The organism is Naasia lichenicola, from assembly GCF_004801885.1.
GTDB classification, from domain to species: Bacteria; Actinomycetota; Actinomycetes; order Actinomycetales; family Microbacteriaceae; genus Naasia; species Naasia lichenicola.
In genome coordinates, this window is sequence record NZ_SSSM01000003.1 from 72,287 (window position 1) to 86,989 (window position 14,703).

The following is a 14,703-nucleotide window of genomic DNA, read 5'->3' on the forward strand; positions in this document are numbered from 1 at the left end:
GCTCGTCTTCTGTACGATCGTATGACGAAAAACTGTCACAGGTCAACGGCACGGGCGCCTCATCTCGAAGCGCCCGTCCAGGCCCCGAGAAAGGACGTCGATGACGACGAACACCCCACCCGCAGCGCGAACCGCCCGGGTGCTCAGCTATGACGAAGCGCGCCTCCTGCTTGACGCAGCGCTCTCCCGGGCGACCGAGATCGGCGTCCCGGCCAGTGTGGCCGTCCTCGACGTCAGCCGCGAGATCGTGGCCTTCGGCCGACAGGATCGGGCTCCTGTTCTCACCGGCGAAGTGGCCACCGCCAAGGCGTTCACGGCTGCATCGCTGCGCCAGCCATCCGGGGCCCTCTCGGCGGCCACCGCCCCTGACGGCCCCTTTGCCGGGCTGGCCCACGGCTCGACACGGGGTCTGATCACGTTCGGCGGCGGCTACCCGCTGATCGTCGACGGCGAGGTCCTCGGAGCGGTCGGCGCCAGCGGCGGCTCGCTCGACGAGGACGAGGCGATCGTCTCGGCAGCCGTTGAATTGTTCGAGAGCTGGAACCGATGAGCGGCCGAATGGCCGGACGGCGCGTTGTCCTGACGGGCGCCGCGGCCAACATCGGCGCAGCAGCCGCCACGCTATTCGCCGCGGAAGGCGCGTCCATCGTGATCGGCGACATCGATCCGCGGGCATCGGCGACGGCGGAGCGCATCGTCGCGGCCGGTGGACGGGCATGGTTCATCCAGACCGACGTCTCCGACGGCGCTGCGATGCAGGAGCTCTTCCGCTCGGCATCCGAGCTCATGGGCGGCATCGACGTCATTGCCAACAACGCCGGCATCCAGCGCTCGTCGCCCATCACCGAGATGGCCGAGTCCGATTGGGATCTGCACATGTCGGTGAATGCGCGATCATGCTTCCTCGCGGCGAAGTATGGCGTGCCCTACCTGCGCGACGGCGTTGCGCCGGCCATCGTCAACATGGCGTCGGTCGGCGGCTTCAAAGCTCCTGCAGGGCTCGCGGGATACTCGGCGTCCAAGGGCGCGATCATCGCATTCACCCGCACCCTCGCCTCGGAGCTCGGACCCGAGGGCATCCGGGTGAACTGCGTGGCGCCCGGCTGGGTCGACACCCCGTTCAACGACCCGATCGTGTCGCACATGGGCGGCCGTGAAGCGCAGAACGCCGCCGTGCGCGCTGGTGTGCCGCTGCAGCGGCAGGGACGCTCCGACGAGATCGCCGAAGCCTTCGTGTTCCTCGCCTCTGAAGCGTCATCCTTCGTCACCGGGCACGCCCTGGTCGTGGACGGGGGCGCGTCCTAGCACGCGGCTCCGGCGCCTCCGATTGACGACTCGCGTCGGATCGGTTGCGCCGAGTCGAGCGATGTGTATAGCTTTGTCACGTCGGTTGTCCGACAATCTTACAATGAGGTGAGCATGCGATTCAGTCGAGCTTTCCCGTCCTCGGACGGTGCGTTCGCACCGCGCATGCACACCGCCTCCGAGAGGTCTCTCGGACCCGACGGAGTCGTCGAGGTCTCCGAGTCCTCGCCCCCGCCGACACCCGCTCATCGAGGCGATCCCTCGTCGAGCGCACCGGCTCCCTGAGCGGCCCACGCGCCGATCACCGTCCGAACCGCCGATCGCATCCCGACCGGCGGGACGGTTCTCCCCGGGCCCAGGCCCTGCACCAATCACAGTTCCACTCAACGAGGAGACACGAGAAATGATGATCCCCCTTCGCACGGCGTACCGCCGTCGGCTCGCCATCGGTGCGCTGATAGTTGCCGCCGCGGCGGTTCTGACCGGCTGCTCCAACAGCGGCACCGACGCCGGATCCACCGGCGACACAGGTACTGACGGCGTCAAGCCCATCAAGATCGCACTGAGCAACTACTTCAACGGCAACATCTGGCGCAAGCAGATGGAGGCCAGCTTCGAGGCGACCGCAAAGGCCAACCCCGACTACGTGAGCGACTTCAAGGTCGTCAACTCCGACGGATCCGCGCCGCAGCAGGCGCAGCAGATCCAGTCGCTTGTGCTCGAGGGCTACGACGCCATCATCATCGACGCCGCCTCGCCGACCGCCCTCAACGGCGCGATCCAGGAGGCGTGCGACGTGGGCGTCACAGTCGTCGTCTTCGATTCGCTCGCCACGGCCGACTGCGCCTACAAGGTCGCATTCGACTACGAGACCTACGGCGAGGTGGAGGCCCAGTTCCTGGCCGACCAGCTCGGCGGCAAGGGCAACGTGCTGTTCGTCCGCGGCATCGCGGGCATCACCGTGGACGACGACATCTACCGCGGCGCAACCTCGGTGCTGTCGAAGTACCCCGATATGAAGATCGTCGGCGAGGTCTACGGCGAGTTCACCGAGTCCACCGCGCAGCAGGAGGTCGCCAAGATCCTCCCCTCGCTCCCCCAGGTCGACGGCGTGCTCACCGAGGGCAATGACGGCGGCGGCACACTCGACGCGTTCCTGCAGGCCGGCACCTCCCCGCTGCCCGTGATAATCCAGGGCAACTCAGGCCAGGGCCTGGAAGGCTGGGTCAAGGTCGCACAGGAGAATCCCGACTACAAGACGATGTCGATCTCATCTCAGCCCAGCATCTCCTCGACAGCGCTCTGGCTGTCGTGGATGCTGATCAACGACCAGAACGACGCCTCGACCCTCCCGGACAAGACGGTCTACGCACCGCTCCTGATCATCCCCGAAGAGAACCGGGACGCATGGGCCGATGCGCTGGACTACACCCAGATTGCTGAAAACCCGACGACGCTCGAGCAGGCGCAGTCGTACGTCAAGTCGGCCATCGACGGAGACCCAGTACTCCAGGACGAGCCGCTGCCACCGACCAGCTGATCGCAGCACCCCAAGGAAGCGGATAGGAAGAGCGCGATGTCAGACCAGTCCCCCGACACCCTGGTAGTCCAGGGCGTCTCGAAGAGATTCGGCTCGACCCTTGCCGTGAACGACGCGTCGTTCACGGTGAGGCGAGGCGAGCTCATCGGAATCGCAGGTCACAACGGCGCCGGTAAGAGCACGATCCTTAAGGTCGTCAACGGCACCATCGCGGGCGACTCAGGGACGGTCACGGTCAACGGCATCGCGCGATCCGCCGATACAACGGTCGCGCACCCCGAGAAGCTCGGGGTGCGCACCGTCTACCAGGAGCTCTCGCTGTGCGCGAGCCTCCGCGTCGACGAGACCGCCGCGATCTTCGATCACTCCGCGCGGGGACTGTCTTGGCGCAGCACCGCGTGGCACAACCTCCGCACGGTGCTCGACGAGATGTTCCCCGGTCACGGTATCCGCAAGGACGCCAAGATCAGCGAACTGTCCATAGCCCGCCGCCAGATGATCGAGTGCGCGAGCACCATGATCGACAGCACCGTGCGACCCGCGCTCGTCATCCTCGACGAGCCAACCTCTTCGCTCGACGCTGCCTCGACCGCAAGCTTCTACGCCTACCTGAAGAAGCGCGCGGCCGAGGGGGTATCGGTCATCATCACCACCCACCGCCTGCACGAGATGATCGACAACCTTTCGCGGATCTACGTGATGCGCGACGGCCAGGTGCTCAGCGAGCAGCGCGCGGAAGGCGCGACCAAGGAGTCGATCGTCACCGCGATGGGGCTTGCAGCTCATGAGAGCTCACGAGTCGCTCCCATCGCGGACAGCTCGACCGTGACCACCACGGACGCCCGCCCCACCACTGCGAGCGAGGTGATCGTGCGGCTCGAGCAGCCAGGCGACGACGGCGCCTCCGAAGTCTTCGAGATCCGAAAGGGCGAGATCATCGGCTTCGCCGGGCTCGAAGGCCACGGACAGCTGCTCGCCCTCGAGGCCGTCTACCGCGCGTCGGCTCGACGCTCGGGCGCCGTCAGAGCACCGCGGCGGACCGCCCACCACGCCGTCTCCGTGACCGGCGACAGCGCGTACGTCAGCGGTGATCGCGGCGTACGCGGCATCTTCCCGCTCTGGGACGTCGCCACCAACATCAGCTTCTCCAGCCTCGGCAAGCTCACCGCCGGCGGCCTGGTCAAGCCCAAGGCCGAGGCCGCGCTCGTGCACGAGTGGTACTCACGGCTCGGCATCAAGGGCCAGTCCACCGACCCCATCACGAGCCTCAGCGGCGGAACCCAGCAGAAGGCGCTGATGGCCCGCGCCATGGCGGTCGGCTCCGATCTCCTCCTGCTCGAGGACCCCACCCGCGGCGTCGACCAGGCCACCAAGAGCGAGGTCTACGAACTGCTCCGCGGCCAGGCAGCAGAGGGCCAGACCATCGTCTGGTACTCGACGGAGAATGAAGAGCTGCGCAACTGCGACCGCGTCTTCGTCTTCCGCGTAGGCAAGATCGTCGCCACCATCACGGGTGCGGATGCCACCGAGGACGCCGTGATCGCGCTGTCCTTCGGCGGACAGGACGTCGCCCCCATCGACCTCGAGGGAGCCGTCCGATGACGACCACCCAGCCCGTCACCGAGCCACCCCGCTCCCTGGGCCAGGCGGCTCGCGAGCGCCTGGGCACCGCGTTCGGCCCCTGGTTCCTTCCGACTCTGGCGGCGGTGATCATCTTCGGACTGATGGTCGCACTCCGACCCCTCGTCGCGTCGCCAACCGGCCTCAACCTGGTGCTGGCGCCCCTCATCCCGCTGATCTTCGCCGTCCTCGCCCAGATGTTCATCATCGCCGCGGGCGACATCGACCTCGGCATCGGCTCGTTCATCGGGCTCGCCAACGTGGTGATCGCCGTGATCATCCCAGACAGTCCGGTCGCCGGCATCCTGTTCCTGATCGGCATGGTCGTCGCCTACGCGGCGATGGGTGTGCTGATCGCGGTGCGCGGGCTCCCGTCGATCGTCGTCACCCTCGGCATGTCCTTCGTCTGGCTGGGGGTTGCCATCCTCATCCTTCCGACTCCAGGAGGCGTCGTCCCCGAGGGCATAGTCAGCTTCGTGCGCTTCAACCCGCAGGTCGTGCCGGGCGTCATCATTGTGCTGACCGTCGTGACGGTGGCAGTCGCCCTGTTCCTCAGCCGCAGCAAGTACGGCGCGGTACTCCGCGGATCGGGCTCGAACGCCGAAGGCGTGCGTCGGGCCGGATGGTCGGTCATCCGCGCGAAGGTCAGCCTCTACGTCCTGGCGGCCGTATTCGGGTTGCTGTCGGGTCTCTACCTCAGCGGGCAAACTGGCGGCGGCGACCCATACATCGCCCAGAGCTACGTGCTGCTGAGCATCGCCGGAGTGATTGTGGGCGGCGGCAGCTTCAAGGGTGGCGAGGTCTCGGCCGTCGGTGCAGTGGCCGGTGCACTCGTGGTCGGGCTGCTTGGCTCACTGCTGCAGTTCATCGGTGTGCAATCGAGCTTCCAGGCCGCGGCGCAGGGCCTCGTGCTCGTGCTCGTCCTGGTGCTGCGCGCACTCGTCAATTGGATTCAGAAGGTGCGGAGGACGCTGTGACCAACCTCGAGACGCGGCCGGAGACCACGCTCTCCGCGCCGACGACGAACCGCACCGCCGGCACGGTCGCGCTCCGGGTGCTCAAGCACCCCGCGCTGCCCGCCTTCGTCGGCATGATCGCCATCTGGCTTGCGATTGGCGCCATCGCCGGCCGCGGCCTGGTCGAGACGATCAGCGCCGGCATCATCATCGCCACGTTCCTCGTCATCGTCGGGATCGGCCAGCTCTTCGTCATCACGGTCGGCAACGGCGGCATCGACCTCTCCGTGTCGTATGTGATGACCCTCAGCGCTTTCCTTGCCTGCCAGATCATGGCGGGCAACGACGCGAACATCGCGACCGGCATCATCGTCGCGGTGATCGCTGGTGTGGTCGCTGGTGCCGTGAGCGCAGCACTCATCGAGTTCGTCGGCATGCCGCCGCTCGTCGGAACCCTGGCCGTCGGCTTCGCACTGCAGACGATCACGCTCATTTATTCGGGCAGCGTCGTCGGCGTCGCCAGCCCCGCACTCTCCGACTTCACCACAGCTCAGATCGGCCCCTTCCCGATCTTCGGCATCGTCGGCATCGTCATCGCCGTCGCGTTCGCGGTGATCCTCAAGCGCACCAGCTACGGCCGTCGGATCGAGGCGGTCGGGCAGAAGCCGGTCGCGGCGAGCTTCGCGAACGCCCGTCCGGCGCTCATCCGCGCCTCCGCCTACGTGCTGTCTGGCGGCATGGCCGGACTGGCCGGGGTCTTCCTCGCGGCCTACAGCGGAGGTCCGTCGCTCGGCCTCGGCACGAGCTACCAGCTCGCGTCGATCGCCGTCGTGGTGCTCGGCGGCTCCCTGATCGCGGGCGGTCGGGGCATCATTTCAGGCCTCTGGGCCGGTGCTGTGCTGCTTACCCTGCTCACCACCCTGGCGAACATCACTCGCCTCAGCGGCGGCTGGCAGTTCATCATCCAGGGCGCGCTCATCGTGCTGGTGCTCGCACTCTCACGCAACCCGCTCGCGCGCCGCTAGTCGCGGCACGCGTACGAAGGCTCCGCCGGATCGCTCCGGCGGAGCCTTCGTCGTCGCGGTCAGGGGCGCTGGATGCCGATCGTGTTGAGGAAGATCGCGTACAGCGAGGTCGTCGCCGCGATGTAGAGACGGTTGCGCTTGGGGCCGCCGAAGGCGAGGTTGGCCGCCGCCTCGGGAACACGGACCTTGCCGAGCAAGGTGCCGTCAGGATGTACGCAGTGCACGCCATCACCCGCGCCGATCCACAGCCGACCTGCGTCGTCGACACGCAGTCCGTCGGGAATGCCCGGCTTCACCTCGGTCAGCACGTCGCCGCCCGAGATCGCGTTATTCGTATCCACATCGAAGACTCGTACATAACGCGGGCCGGCGGGGTCAGGCAGGTAGCCGGAATCCACGATGTAGAGCTTCGATTCGTCTGGAGAGAAGGCCAGTCCGTTCGGCTTCCAGAAGTCCTCCGCGATGCGGTCGAGCGCCCCGGTCACCGGGTCGAGTCGGTAGACGCCATCGACTTCCTGCTCCTTTTCGCGCGGGGTACCCACGAAGTGGGTCGCGATTCCGTACGACGGATCGGTGAACCAGATGGTGCCGTCCGACTTCACCACCACGTCGTTCGGCGCGTTGAGCCTGCCTCCCCGGAACGAGTCGGCGAGCACGGTGATCGAGCCGTCGGGCTCGGTGCGCGTCACCCGGCCGACACCCTGCTCGCATGTGATGAGCCGTCCCTCGCGGTCCCGAGTATTGCCATTGGCGTTGTTCGACGTACCGCGGAACAGAGTGACGGCGCCGGAGACCTCGTCGTAGCGCAGGATCCGCTCATTAGGGATGTCGCTGAAGACCAGCGCGTGCTGATCGGCGAAGTAGACGGGCCCCTCCGCCCAACGCATGCCGCCATGGAGCTTCTCTAGTTCGGCCGTCATGTCGATGCATTCGCGGAAGCGGGGGTCGATGATCTCTAGGACTGGCTCTCCCGATTCCAAGCAGGTGACCGAATCGGTCGCCGTCGCGGGACCTGCGGGAGCGGGCAGCGAATAGCTCACGGAACCTCCATTGGCTCAACACTTGTATAACAATCATACGAGCTGGAGGTCGTCACCGAGCGACGTCGGCCGGAGCGGCTCATCGAGCGGACTCGGATCGTGGCCCGATGCTCACGACGACTCGGTTCTCCTCGAGCCGGAACTTGAGCACTGTTCCAGATGGGTGCTCGCGCTGGAGGGCGCCAGGCATCGAGTCCGTCACGACGAGAACGGTCTCGGCGGTGACAGCACTCGATCCACAGCCCCCTGCGTAGGCTCCCTGCGTCTCGTCGAGGAGGAGGTAGATGCAGGCGATGCTGCTCCCCCCGACGTCGGTGCGAAGTGAGACCACCGTGACACCCGCAAAGTCCTGATAGCGCACCCGACCGAAGGACTGGGCGAAGCCGGAGCTCAGCTGGGTCGGCCACGCCAGGTCGGAGTCGGCTTGGAGCGTTGCCACCTCACGCTCTTCTCGAGACTCGCCGATGGTGTGACCGAGCGGCGACACGACTGCAATGGAGCCGCCCGCCAGACACCCGAGCGCGATCACCGCCGCCAGCAAGCGTCTGCGCCACCGGGGTGGCCGAAGGACGGGCTGAGTTTCACTGTCGAGGGCCAGGGCATCGGCTCTCGTCTGCTCCACACCCGAAGCGTTCACCCGGCGCTGCGCCTCGAGTGCGTTCAAGCGCTCGATTGCAACGACATCGCCGACGATATCGGCATCGGATCCGTATGCTCGCCGCTGCAGTGTCCGGAGCTCGTCTCCTCAGCCGCAGTCACCAGGACATTGTCGGCCTAGATCGTCCCGGCTGGAGGCCCATGCAATGAGGTCAGCGCGAATGCATTCGAGTTCCCTGTGCAGTCGGCGCGACACGACTAGGCCCTTCGGATTCTGCAACCTCCCCGATGATGTCGCCTCGATGGAGAGCTACCGACGCTCAGACGCTCGCGAAGGTGTCCCGCCACCCGATTCACACGGCGCAGTTCCGAGATTTCCGATCGCCCCAGCCGAGGCTGACCTCCACCGACTCGAGCAGGTGCGCGACCGCCTCGTGGCCCGCCTGGGAGAGGTGGGTGAAGTCGGGGCCAACGGATGATGTGACCGGCTCGCGTCCGTCCATGCCGTTGATCAGGTGGTAGGTATCGATGCAGGCGAACCCGTTGGCCTCGGCGGAGGCGCACTGGGTCGCGTTCCATGCGTCGTAGATCGGGACCACCAGGTCGTTGATGGCCTGCAGTCGCTCCGGCGGGAAGGCGTCTCCGACGAAAGCGGGATTGTCCCGCCAGTTGTCGTAGGTCGCCAGCGCGAACCGAGCCGACGCATCCGGACTGAGGTCGTGCACCGCCTCGAAGAGGCCCGCATACCGCCGGCCGTAGAGCCGCATCGTGGCCTCGATGCAGGACGCGTCGTAGCCCTCGACACCCATTGCCTGCGCTTTGGCGGAATCTCCGGGCACGGGGCCGCACGGCGTAGCGGGGTTGTACGGCGGGCCGTCGTTGTTGCCGACCCAGACGAGAACGACGTCGGCCCCCGCGAGATCAGCGACCACCTCGGGCCGAGTTACGGCGGCTGCAACATCGGCGAGCTGGGCTCCGTCAACCGCGTCCGCATGCAGTTCGACCTCGACGCCCACGGAGGTGCCGAGCCACTCCGCATACAGCTCGGGATAGGCCGTGCACCCGGGGCACGCACGTGCGGGGACGCCGGAGAGCGAGTCCCCGAGGACCACGAGGCTGGCCGTCTCCGGCTCGGTGGCCGGAGCTCTCGGTCCCGCCGAGCACCCGGTGAGAGTGATGGCCAGCAAAGCCACCAGCATGACGCGGATCACGGCGAGACGACCGGTTGCAGTCTGACCTCGGCACCCTGGATGCCGGTCTCGCTGATCTCACCCGATACCGGATCGACGTACACGATCAGCGCATTCTGGATGGCCTTGCCCGACGGGCTGAGCGGAGCGCGGGTCGCGACGATCCGCGATCCATCCGGAGTCCAAGCTGGTTCGCCGATCCGCTCGAGGCCATCGAGGGTGAGGTCGGTCAGCTGCCGCAGATTCGAGCCGTCCGGGTTCATCAGGTAGAGGTTCGAATCCCCTGGCGCGGCCGGGAAGAAAGCGGACAGGTCGAAGGAGTCGAACACGATCGTCGACCCGTCGGGACTCCAATCGGCGTGGCCGGCGAAGAGCGAGGCATCGGTGAGAGGCGTCGGTGGCGCCGAGCCGTCGGACGGCATGACCACGATCTCGCTGGACACGATCTCGAGGTCCTCCGCCTCGGAGTAGGTCTCGTGCTGCGCGATGACTCGTGTCCCGTCGGGCGACCAGCGCGGCGTGTAATAGGCACTGAGCCCGTCGGCCGTCTCGACCAGCGTGCGTCGATCTCTGCTGTCGAGATCGACGACCTCGATCCTCACCTTGCCCCACACGTCCCCGGTTTTGTCGGCACCGAGGAACAGGATCGACTTCCCGTCCGGCGACCAGGCCGGATATGCCTGCTGCAAGCAGTCCGGGGTCTCACAGGTGATCGCCTCGACAGCGTCCGATCCGTCGGCATCGGCGATCCAGATGCTGTCGACGTCGTCACGCCCGAGCGCTTCGAACGCGATCCGCATGCCATCGGGCGACCAGTCGCTGTGCACCTTCTCGGCGCCGATCGCCACGTCGGCGGTGATCTCGGCCGGTGAGCTTCCATCCGCACCGGCGATGAACTGCGACTTCTGGTCGGCGCCCGCCGGGTACCACTCGTAGAGCAGCCATGGCTGGGCGGGCAGATCGGATCCCGAAGTAGGAGTCGCCACTGGCGCCGAGGGCGCTGGGCCCCCAGCACATCCGGACATCAGCAGCGCGACGACGACGACTGCGAACCAGTGACCCGCTGGTCGGACTGTCATGGCACGACCATCGCAGTCATTCACCGCATCCGGAATCGGGGTATTCCCCATTCCGTCGACGTCGAAGGCGCCTCACAATGCTTTATGCCCACCCCTCCGGTCCGCCCGCCCGCGTGGATCGGAACGACCCTTCTCGGCGGGGCTGTCGTAGTCGCCGTGGCGCTCAACTGCTGGCGCAGGCTGTATCGAGTGTCGGCGTCGACCTGTTCTCGAATCTCGGCGGATACATCATCGACGCCATGGTCGGAATCGGCTTCGCCCTGGCGGCGATCGCAGCCCGACGATGGGGCGCGAGCAAGTCGATGCCGTGGCTGCTGGTGTTCGCCGCACTGACCTGGACCTTCGGGACGATGAGCGACGGACTGGGGCGGGAATCGGGGTGGTGGGTTCCGCTGGCCGGGTTCCAGATGGGATATGTCGTGGTCGTCGTCGTGACCGTCGTCGGCTACCCGACCGGGCGCGTCACATCCTGGCCGGGTCGCATCGCCGTCGCCGCGGCCGCCTTCCTCTATCTGAGCAACATCGTCGTGCATCTCTTCTTCGTCGACCCGGCCGCCGACCGTGCCTGCCTGTGCGCGGAGAACCCGCTCGCGCTCGTGTCGGACGTCGACCTGAACTATCGCGTCGCCTGGTGGCCCGCGCAGTGGCATGGGCTTGTCGCGATCGTGCTGCTCGTCACGGTGGCAGTCCGATGGATCCGGGGCACTCAGCCGTGGAAGTCGATCAACCTGCTGATGACTGTCGCCGTCCTGGGGCTCGCCATCGCCTGGCTCTACCTGGCGATCACGGAATTCATCGGCGGCAGCCGCCCGAGCCCGGTCCTGTTCTACCTGGTGACGCTCTCCCATCTGGCGATCGCCGTCATCTACGCGGCCGGGCTCTTTCAGCTGACGCAGACTCGCGCCCGCGTGGCCGACGTCATGATCGCCGCACGCGACGGAATCGATCGGACCACCTGGGATCGCTTGACGCGTCAGGCGCTCGACGACCGCAGCGCCCAGGTGCTGTGGCGCAGTGGCAGCCGCGGCTTGGTGGATGCGGACGGTGCGGTGACGCCGCGCCCCGCCAGCGCCTTCGCGGTGACATCGGACCGTGAGGAGGTCGCCCTCATCGCGCACGATCCCGCCACTGCGGCCAAGCGCGACCTGCTCGCGTCGCTCGCCGAGTCGATCAGGCTGACGTCGGAGAACGACCGGCTGGCCGGCGAATTGGAGCGGAGCCTGGCGCAGGTTCGCGAGTCCCGCCAGCGGCTGGTCGGCGCAGCGGACGACACCCGACGCAGGATCGAGCGCGACCTGCACGACGGCGCGCAGCAGCTGCTGCTGACCGCGGCGCTCAGCGTCGAGAACGCAAGCCGCCGGGCGGCATCCTCGGACGACCCGGAACTCGCGCGCATGCTGGCGACCGCGACGGAGCAGCTCGTCCTCGCACGGCGCGAGCTGCGGGAGCTGGCGCGCGGCATCACGCCCGCCGTGCTGAATCACGGAGGCCTGGACGCAGCGCTCGAGGAGTTGGCGCTGCGGTGCCCGGTCCCTACGTCGGTGACGGTCGTCGGCGACGGTCGGCCGAGCGAGCTCGCCGAGACGACGGTGTATTTCAGCGTGGCCGAGGGGCTCACCAACATCGCCAAGCACTCCGGAGCCACGAGCGCCTCGGTGGAGGTGCAGCTCGGCCATCCGCTGCACCTGACGATCACCGACGATGGCATCGGAGGTGCGACCGCGGCCGCCGGCGGAGGGCTGGCGGGACTCGCCGACCGGATCGAGGCCGTCGGCGGCGAGCTCACCGTGTGGTCGCCCGTGGGACGCGGCACGATCATCCGGGCCAGTGTGCCGTCGCTCGAGCACGAGCCCGCGTGAGCCGCGAACATCCCCGAGTGCTCGTCGTCGACGACGGGCTGCTCATCCGGGAGGGCATCCGGCAGGTGCTGGTCGCGGCCGGGTGCGACGTGGTCGCCGTGGCAGGCGACGTCGCCGAGATGATGGAGACGCTGACCCGCGAATCGGACGTCGATGCGGTCGTCCTCGACATCCGGATGCCGCCCACCCACACCGATGAGGGCCTGAAGGCTCTGGAGGATCTGCGCGCGTCGGGCTCCCACCTCGGTGTCGTGCTGCTCTCCATGTACGGCAGCCCCACCCTCGCGATTCGCGCGACGGCCGCCGGTGCGGGCACCGGCTATCTGCTGAAGGATCGAGTGACGGATGCCGACATGCTCGTGCGGGCCGTCCGCACCGTGATGGGCGGAGGAACCGTCGTCGATCCGGAGGTCGTGGCGCAACTGGTCTCCCCCGCGCATCCGCGCTCCGACCTGCGGCGGCTCACCGACCGCGAGCGGGAGGTGCTGAGGCTCATGGCGGAGGGCAGCTCGAACCTCGGGATCGCGGGGCGCCTGGTCCTCAGCCCCAAGACCGTCGAATCGCACGTCGCGGCCATCATGACCAAACTGCGCATCGAAAGCGTCCGCGAAGAGCACCGACGCGTGCTTGCCGTGCTGCGGCTTCTGCGCGCGTCCGAGTGATCGCGGTCCTGCGCGTTCGCCATCTTCAGCGGCCCGCGAGGATGTGCCGGGTTCGCTCGGCCAGGCGGTCCCCGCGCTGAAATCGGACGAACGACCCGACCCCGATGCACAGCGGAAGGCCCCGAACGATGTCCGAGGCCCCCCGAACCGGAACCACTACCCCCGGATGAACGCCAGGATGTCGGGGTTGATCACGTCAGCATGGGTGGTCAGCATGCCGTGCGGGTACCCCTCGTAGATCTTCAGGGTCGCGTTCTGGAGCAATTCGGCCTGCTTGACGGCTGCGTCCTTGTATGGCACGACCTGGTCGTCGTCGCCCTGGAGAACCAGGACGGGAACGGAGATCGCCCTGAGGTCGTCGGTCTGATCGGTCTCCGAGAACGCCTTGATGCCCTCGTAGTGAGCCAGAGCGCTGCCCATCATGCCCTGCCGCCACCAGTTGTCGATGACCGGCCGGGATGGTGTCGCGCCGTCGCGATTGAACCCGTAGAACGGGCCGGAGGCGACGGCCTGGAAGAACTCGGCGCGATTCGCGGCAAGCGCGCTGCGGAACCCGTCGAACACCTCGATAGGTGTCCCTTCCGGGTTGCTGTCGGACTTGACCATGATCGGCGGGACCGCGGAGACCAGCACTGCTTTCGCAACACGACCCTGCGGCTGACCATGGCGAGCCACGTAGCGGGCGACCTGGCCGCCGCCGGTGGAGTGACCGATATGGATGGCGTTGCGCAGGTCGAGGTGCTCGGCCACGGCGGATGCGTCACTGGCGTAGTGATCCATGTCGTGCCCGATGCTCGTCTGGGACGAGCGGCCGTGACCTCGCCGGTCGCTGGCGATGACGCGGAAGCCCTGGGAGTGGAAGTAGAGCATCTGGGCGTCCCAGTCGTCGGCGGACAGAGGCCAGCCGTGGTGGAACATGATGGGCTGCGCGTCCCGGCTGCCCCAGTCCCTGAAGTAGATCTCCGTGCCGTCGTCGGTGGTGATGAATGTCATGGTGTCTTCTCTCTTTATCTCTTGATCAGCTGAGCTCGGCGATGGCGTCGGTGATGAAGGCGACGACCTCGGATGGGTGGGACCTCATGACCAGATGCGGCGCATCGATCTCGATGACCTTGCGCAACCCTGCGCGCGTGTAGCCGAAGCGCTCGACGTCCGGGTTGATGGTGTGGTCGGAGGACGACACGATGCCCCAAGCGGGCTTGGTCTTCCATGCGGCAACGGGCGCGGTCTCGCTGAACGCGAGGGCGGCGAGGGGACGCTGGGAGACGGCGAGCACCTCGGCCTCGGCCGGGTCGATGCCGGCGGCGAACACCTGGGGGAACGCGTCGATCTTGACCGACACGTCGGTGCCCGGCTCGGCGTCCTGGATCGGGAACGTCGTGTAGACGAGGTTCTCCGCGAGGTCGGAGTCGGGGAAGCCGCCCTGCAGCTGACCGAGGCTCTCACCCTCGGCGAGCGCGTAGCCCGCGAGGTAGACGAGGCCGACGACGTTGTCCGCAGCGCCGGCCACCGTGATGACCGCCCCGCCGTACGAGTGGCCGACGAGCAGGACCGGACCGTCGATCTGCTCGACCACCGAGCGGATGTAGGCCGAGTCGCCGAGGAGGCTGCGGTTGGGCACTGCGGGGACGCGCACGGTGTACCCGGCGTCGAGCAGCTGACGTGTCACGGGGCCGAAGCTCGCCGAATCGGCGAAGGCACCGTGGATCAGCACGATGGTGGGGGCAGAAATGGGAGTTCTCCTGACATTGAGCGCCGTGAGCAGTGAATGGAGCCCCATGTGGAGCCCACGATCCAGAAAGTATCGGCGCAGCCATCCGGCCGGGTAGG

14 protein-coding genes are annotated in these 14,703 nt (G+C 67.3%); 8 read left to right on the forward strand and 6 right to left on the reverse strand.

All coding sequences use genetic code 11. The features are described from left to right. Window positions 1–100: 100 nt before the first annotated feature. The 6 genes from E6C64_RS05540 (at window position 101) to E6C64_RS05565 (ending at window position 6,446) form a co-directional block, all read left to right on the forward strand. Window positions 101–550, forward strand: coding sequence for a GlcG/HbpS family heme-binding protein (locus tag E6C64_RS05540; RefSeq protein WP_136426660.1), 450 nt, complete (start codon window positions 101–103; stop codon window positions 548–550). Continuing rightward, window positions 547–1,305 carry an SDR family NAD(P)-dependent oxidoreductase gene (locus E6C64_RS05545; RefSeq protein WP_136426661.1) on the forward strand — a complete coding sequence of 253 codons (759 nt, stop codon included), beginning with the start codon at window positions 547–549 and terminating at the stop codon, window positions 1,303–1,305. Before E6C64_RS05540 ends, E6C64_RS05545 begins: the two co-directional genes overlap by 4 nt. Window positions 1,306–1,708: 403 nt before the next feature. Then, window positions 1,709–2,845 (forward strand): substrate-binding domain-containing protein, encoded by a 1,137-nt coding sequence (locus tag E6C64_RS05550; protein ID WP_136426662.1) that lies wholly within the window; start codon window positions 1,709–1,711, stop codon window positions 2,843–2,845. Between the two features lie 36 nt (window positions 2,846–2,881). Beyond that, window positions 2,882–4,447 (forward strand): ATP-binding cassette domain-containing protein, encoded by a 1,566-nt coding sequence (locus tag E6C64_RS05555; protein WP_136426663.1) that lies wholly within the window; start codon window positions 2,882–2,884, stop codon window positions 4,445–4,447. Next, on the forward strand, window positions 4,444–5,442 hold the full coding sequence (locus E6C64_RS05560; protein ID WP_136426664.1) for an ABC transporter permease: 999 nt from the start codon (window positions 4,444–4,446) through the stop codon (window positions 5,440–5,442). Before E6C64_RS05555 ends, E6C64_RS05560 begins: the two co-directional genes overlap by 4 nt. Then, window positions 5,439–6,446: an ABC transporter permease gene (locus E6C64_RS05565; RefSeq protein ID WP_136426665.1), complete on the forward strand. Its 1,008-nt coding sequence runs from the start codon at window positions 5,439–5,441 to the stop codon at window positions 6,444–6,446. Before E6C64_RS05560 ends, E6C64_RS05565 begins: the two co-directional genes overlap by 4 nt. A gap of 59 nt (window positions 6,447–6,505) precedes the next feature. Here E6C64_RS05565 and E6C64_RS05570 read toward each other — a convergent pair whose 3' ends face one another. From E6C64_RS05570 to E6C64_RS05585, 4 genes are all read right to left on the reverse strand, one after another. Next, window positions 6,506–7,366, reverse strand: coding sequence for an SMP-30/gluconolactonase/LRE family protein (locus E6C64_RS05570; RefSeq protein ID WP_136426666.1), 861 nt, complete (start codon window positions 7,364–7,366; stop codon window positions 6,506–6,508). Window positions 7,367–7,565: 199 nt separating this feature from the next. Next, window positions 7,566–7,925, reverse strand: a complete 360-nt coding sequence (locus tag E6C64_RS05575) for a hypothetical protein (RefSeq protein ID WP_136426667.1) — start codon at window positions 7,923–7,925, stop codon at window positions 7,566–7,568. Between the two features lie 511 nt (window positions 7,926–8,436). Next, entirely contained in the window at window positions 8,437–9,270 is an 834-nt protein-coding gene (locus tag E6C64_RS05580) for an SGNH/GDSL hydrolase family protein (RefSeq protein WP_158437750.1), read from the reverse strand. Window positions 9,271–9,290: 20 nt separating this feature from the next. After that, a complete protein-coding gene (locus E6C64_RS05585) occupies window positions 9,291–10,352 on the reverse strand; it encodes a TolB family protein (RefSeq protein WP_158437751.1) in 1,062 nt (353 codons plus the stop codon). A 239-nt stretch (window positions 10,353–10,591) separates the two neighbouring features. Here E6C64_RS05585 and E6C64_RS05590 point away from each other — a divergent pair, with 239 nt between their 5' ends. Both E6C64_RS05590 and E6C64_RS05595 read left to right on the forward strand, forming a co-directional pair. Further along, window positions 10,592–12,211, forward strand: coding sequence for a sensor histidine kinase (locus E6C64_RS05590; protein WP_158437752.1), 1,620 nt, complete (start codon window positions 10,592–10,594; stop codon window positions 12,209–12,211). Further along, complete coding sequence (locus E6C64_RS05595; protein ID WP_233255489.1) at window positions 12,208–12,873, forward strand: response regulator transcription factor; 666 nt, start codon at window positions 12,208–12,210, stop codon at window positions 12,871–12,873. Before E6C64_RS05590 ends, E6C64_RS05595 begins: the two co-directional genes overlap by 4 nt. Before the next feature lie 156 nt (window positions 12,874–13,029). On the opposite strand, the gene E6C64_RS05600 is transcribed toward E6C64_RS05595, so the two are convergent. Continuing rightward, window positions 13,030–13,866 (reverse strand): alpha/beta fold hydrolase, encoded by an 837-nt coding sequence (locus E6C64_RS05600; protein ID WP_136426671.1) that lies wholly within the window; start codon window positions 13,864–13,866, stop codon window positions 13,030–13,032. A 25-nt stretch (window positions 13,867–13,891) separates the two neighbouring features. Beyond that, on the reverse strand, window positions 13,892–14,605 hold the full coding sequence (locus E6C64_RS05605; RefSeq protein ID WP_136427160.1) for an alpha/beta hydrolase: 714 nt from the start codon (window positions 14,603–14,605) through the stop codon (window positions 13,892–13,894). Between the last annotated feature and the right edge of the window lie 98 nt (window positions 14,606–14,703).

Coding starts and splice junctions, on each gene's coding strand:
- E6C64_RS05540 (WP_136426660.1), top strand. CDS start 101: ATGACGACGAACACCCCACCCGCAGCGCGAACCGCCCGGGTGCTCAGC.
- E6C64_RS05545 (WP_136426661.1), top strand. CDS start 547: ATGAGCGGCCGAATGGCCGGACGGCGCGTTGTCCTGACGGGCGCCGCG.
- E6C64_RS05550 (WP_136426662.1), top strand. CDS start 1,709: ATGATGATCCCCCTTCGCACGGCGTACCGCCGTCGGCTCGCCATCGGT.
- E6C64_RS05555 (WP_136426663.1), top strand. CDS start 2,882: ATGTCAGACCAGTCCCCCGACACCCTGGTAGTCCAGGGCGTCTCGAAG.
- E6C64_RS05560 (WP_136426664.1), top strand. CDS start 4,444: ATGACGACCACCCAGCCCGTCACCGAGCCACCCCGCTCCCTGGGCCAG.
- E6C64_RS05570 (WP_136426666.1), bottom strand. CDS start 7,366: ATGACGGCCGAACTAGAGAAGCTCCATGGCGGCATGCGTTGGGCGGAG.
- E6C64_RS05585 (WP_158437751.1), bottom strand. CDS start 10,352: ATGACAGTCCGACCAGCGGGTCACTGGTTCGCAGTCGTCGTCGTCGCG.
- E6C64_RS05590 (WP_158437752.1), top strand. CDS start 10,592: ATGGTCGGAATCGGCTTCGCCCTGGCGGCGATCGCAGCCCGACGATGG.
- E6C64_RS05600 (WP_136426671.1), bottom strand. CDS start 13,866: ATGACATTCATCACCACCGACGACGGCACGGAGATCTACTTCAGGGAC.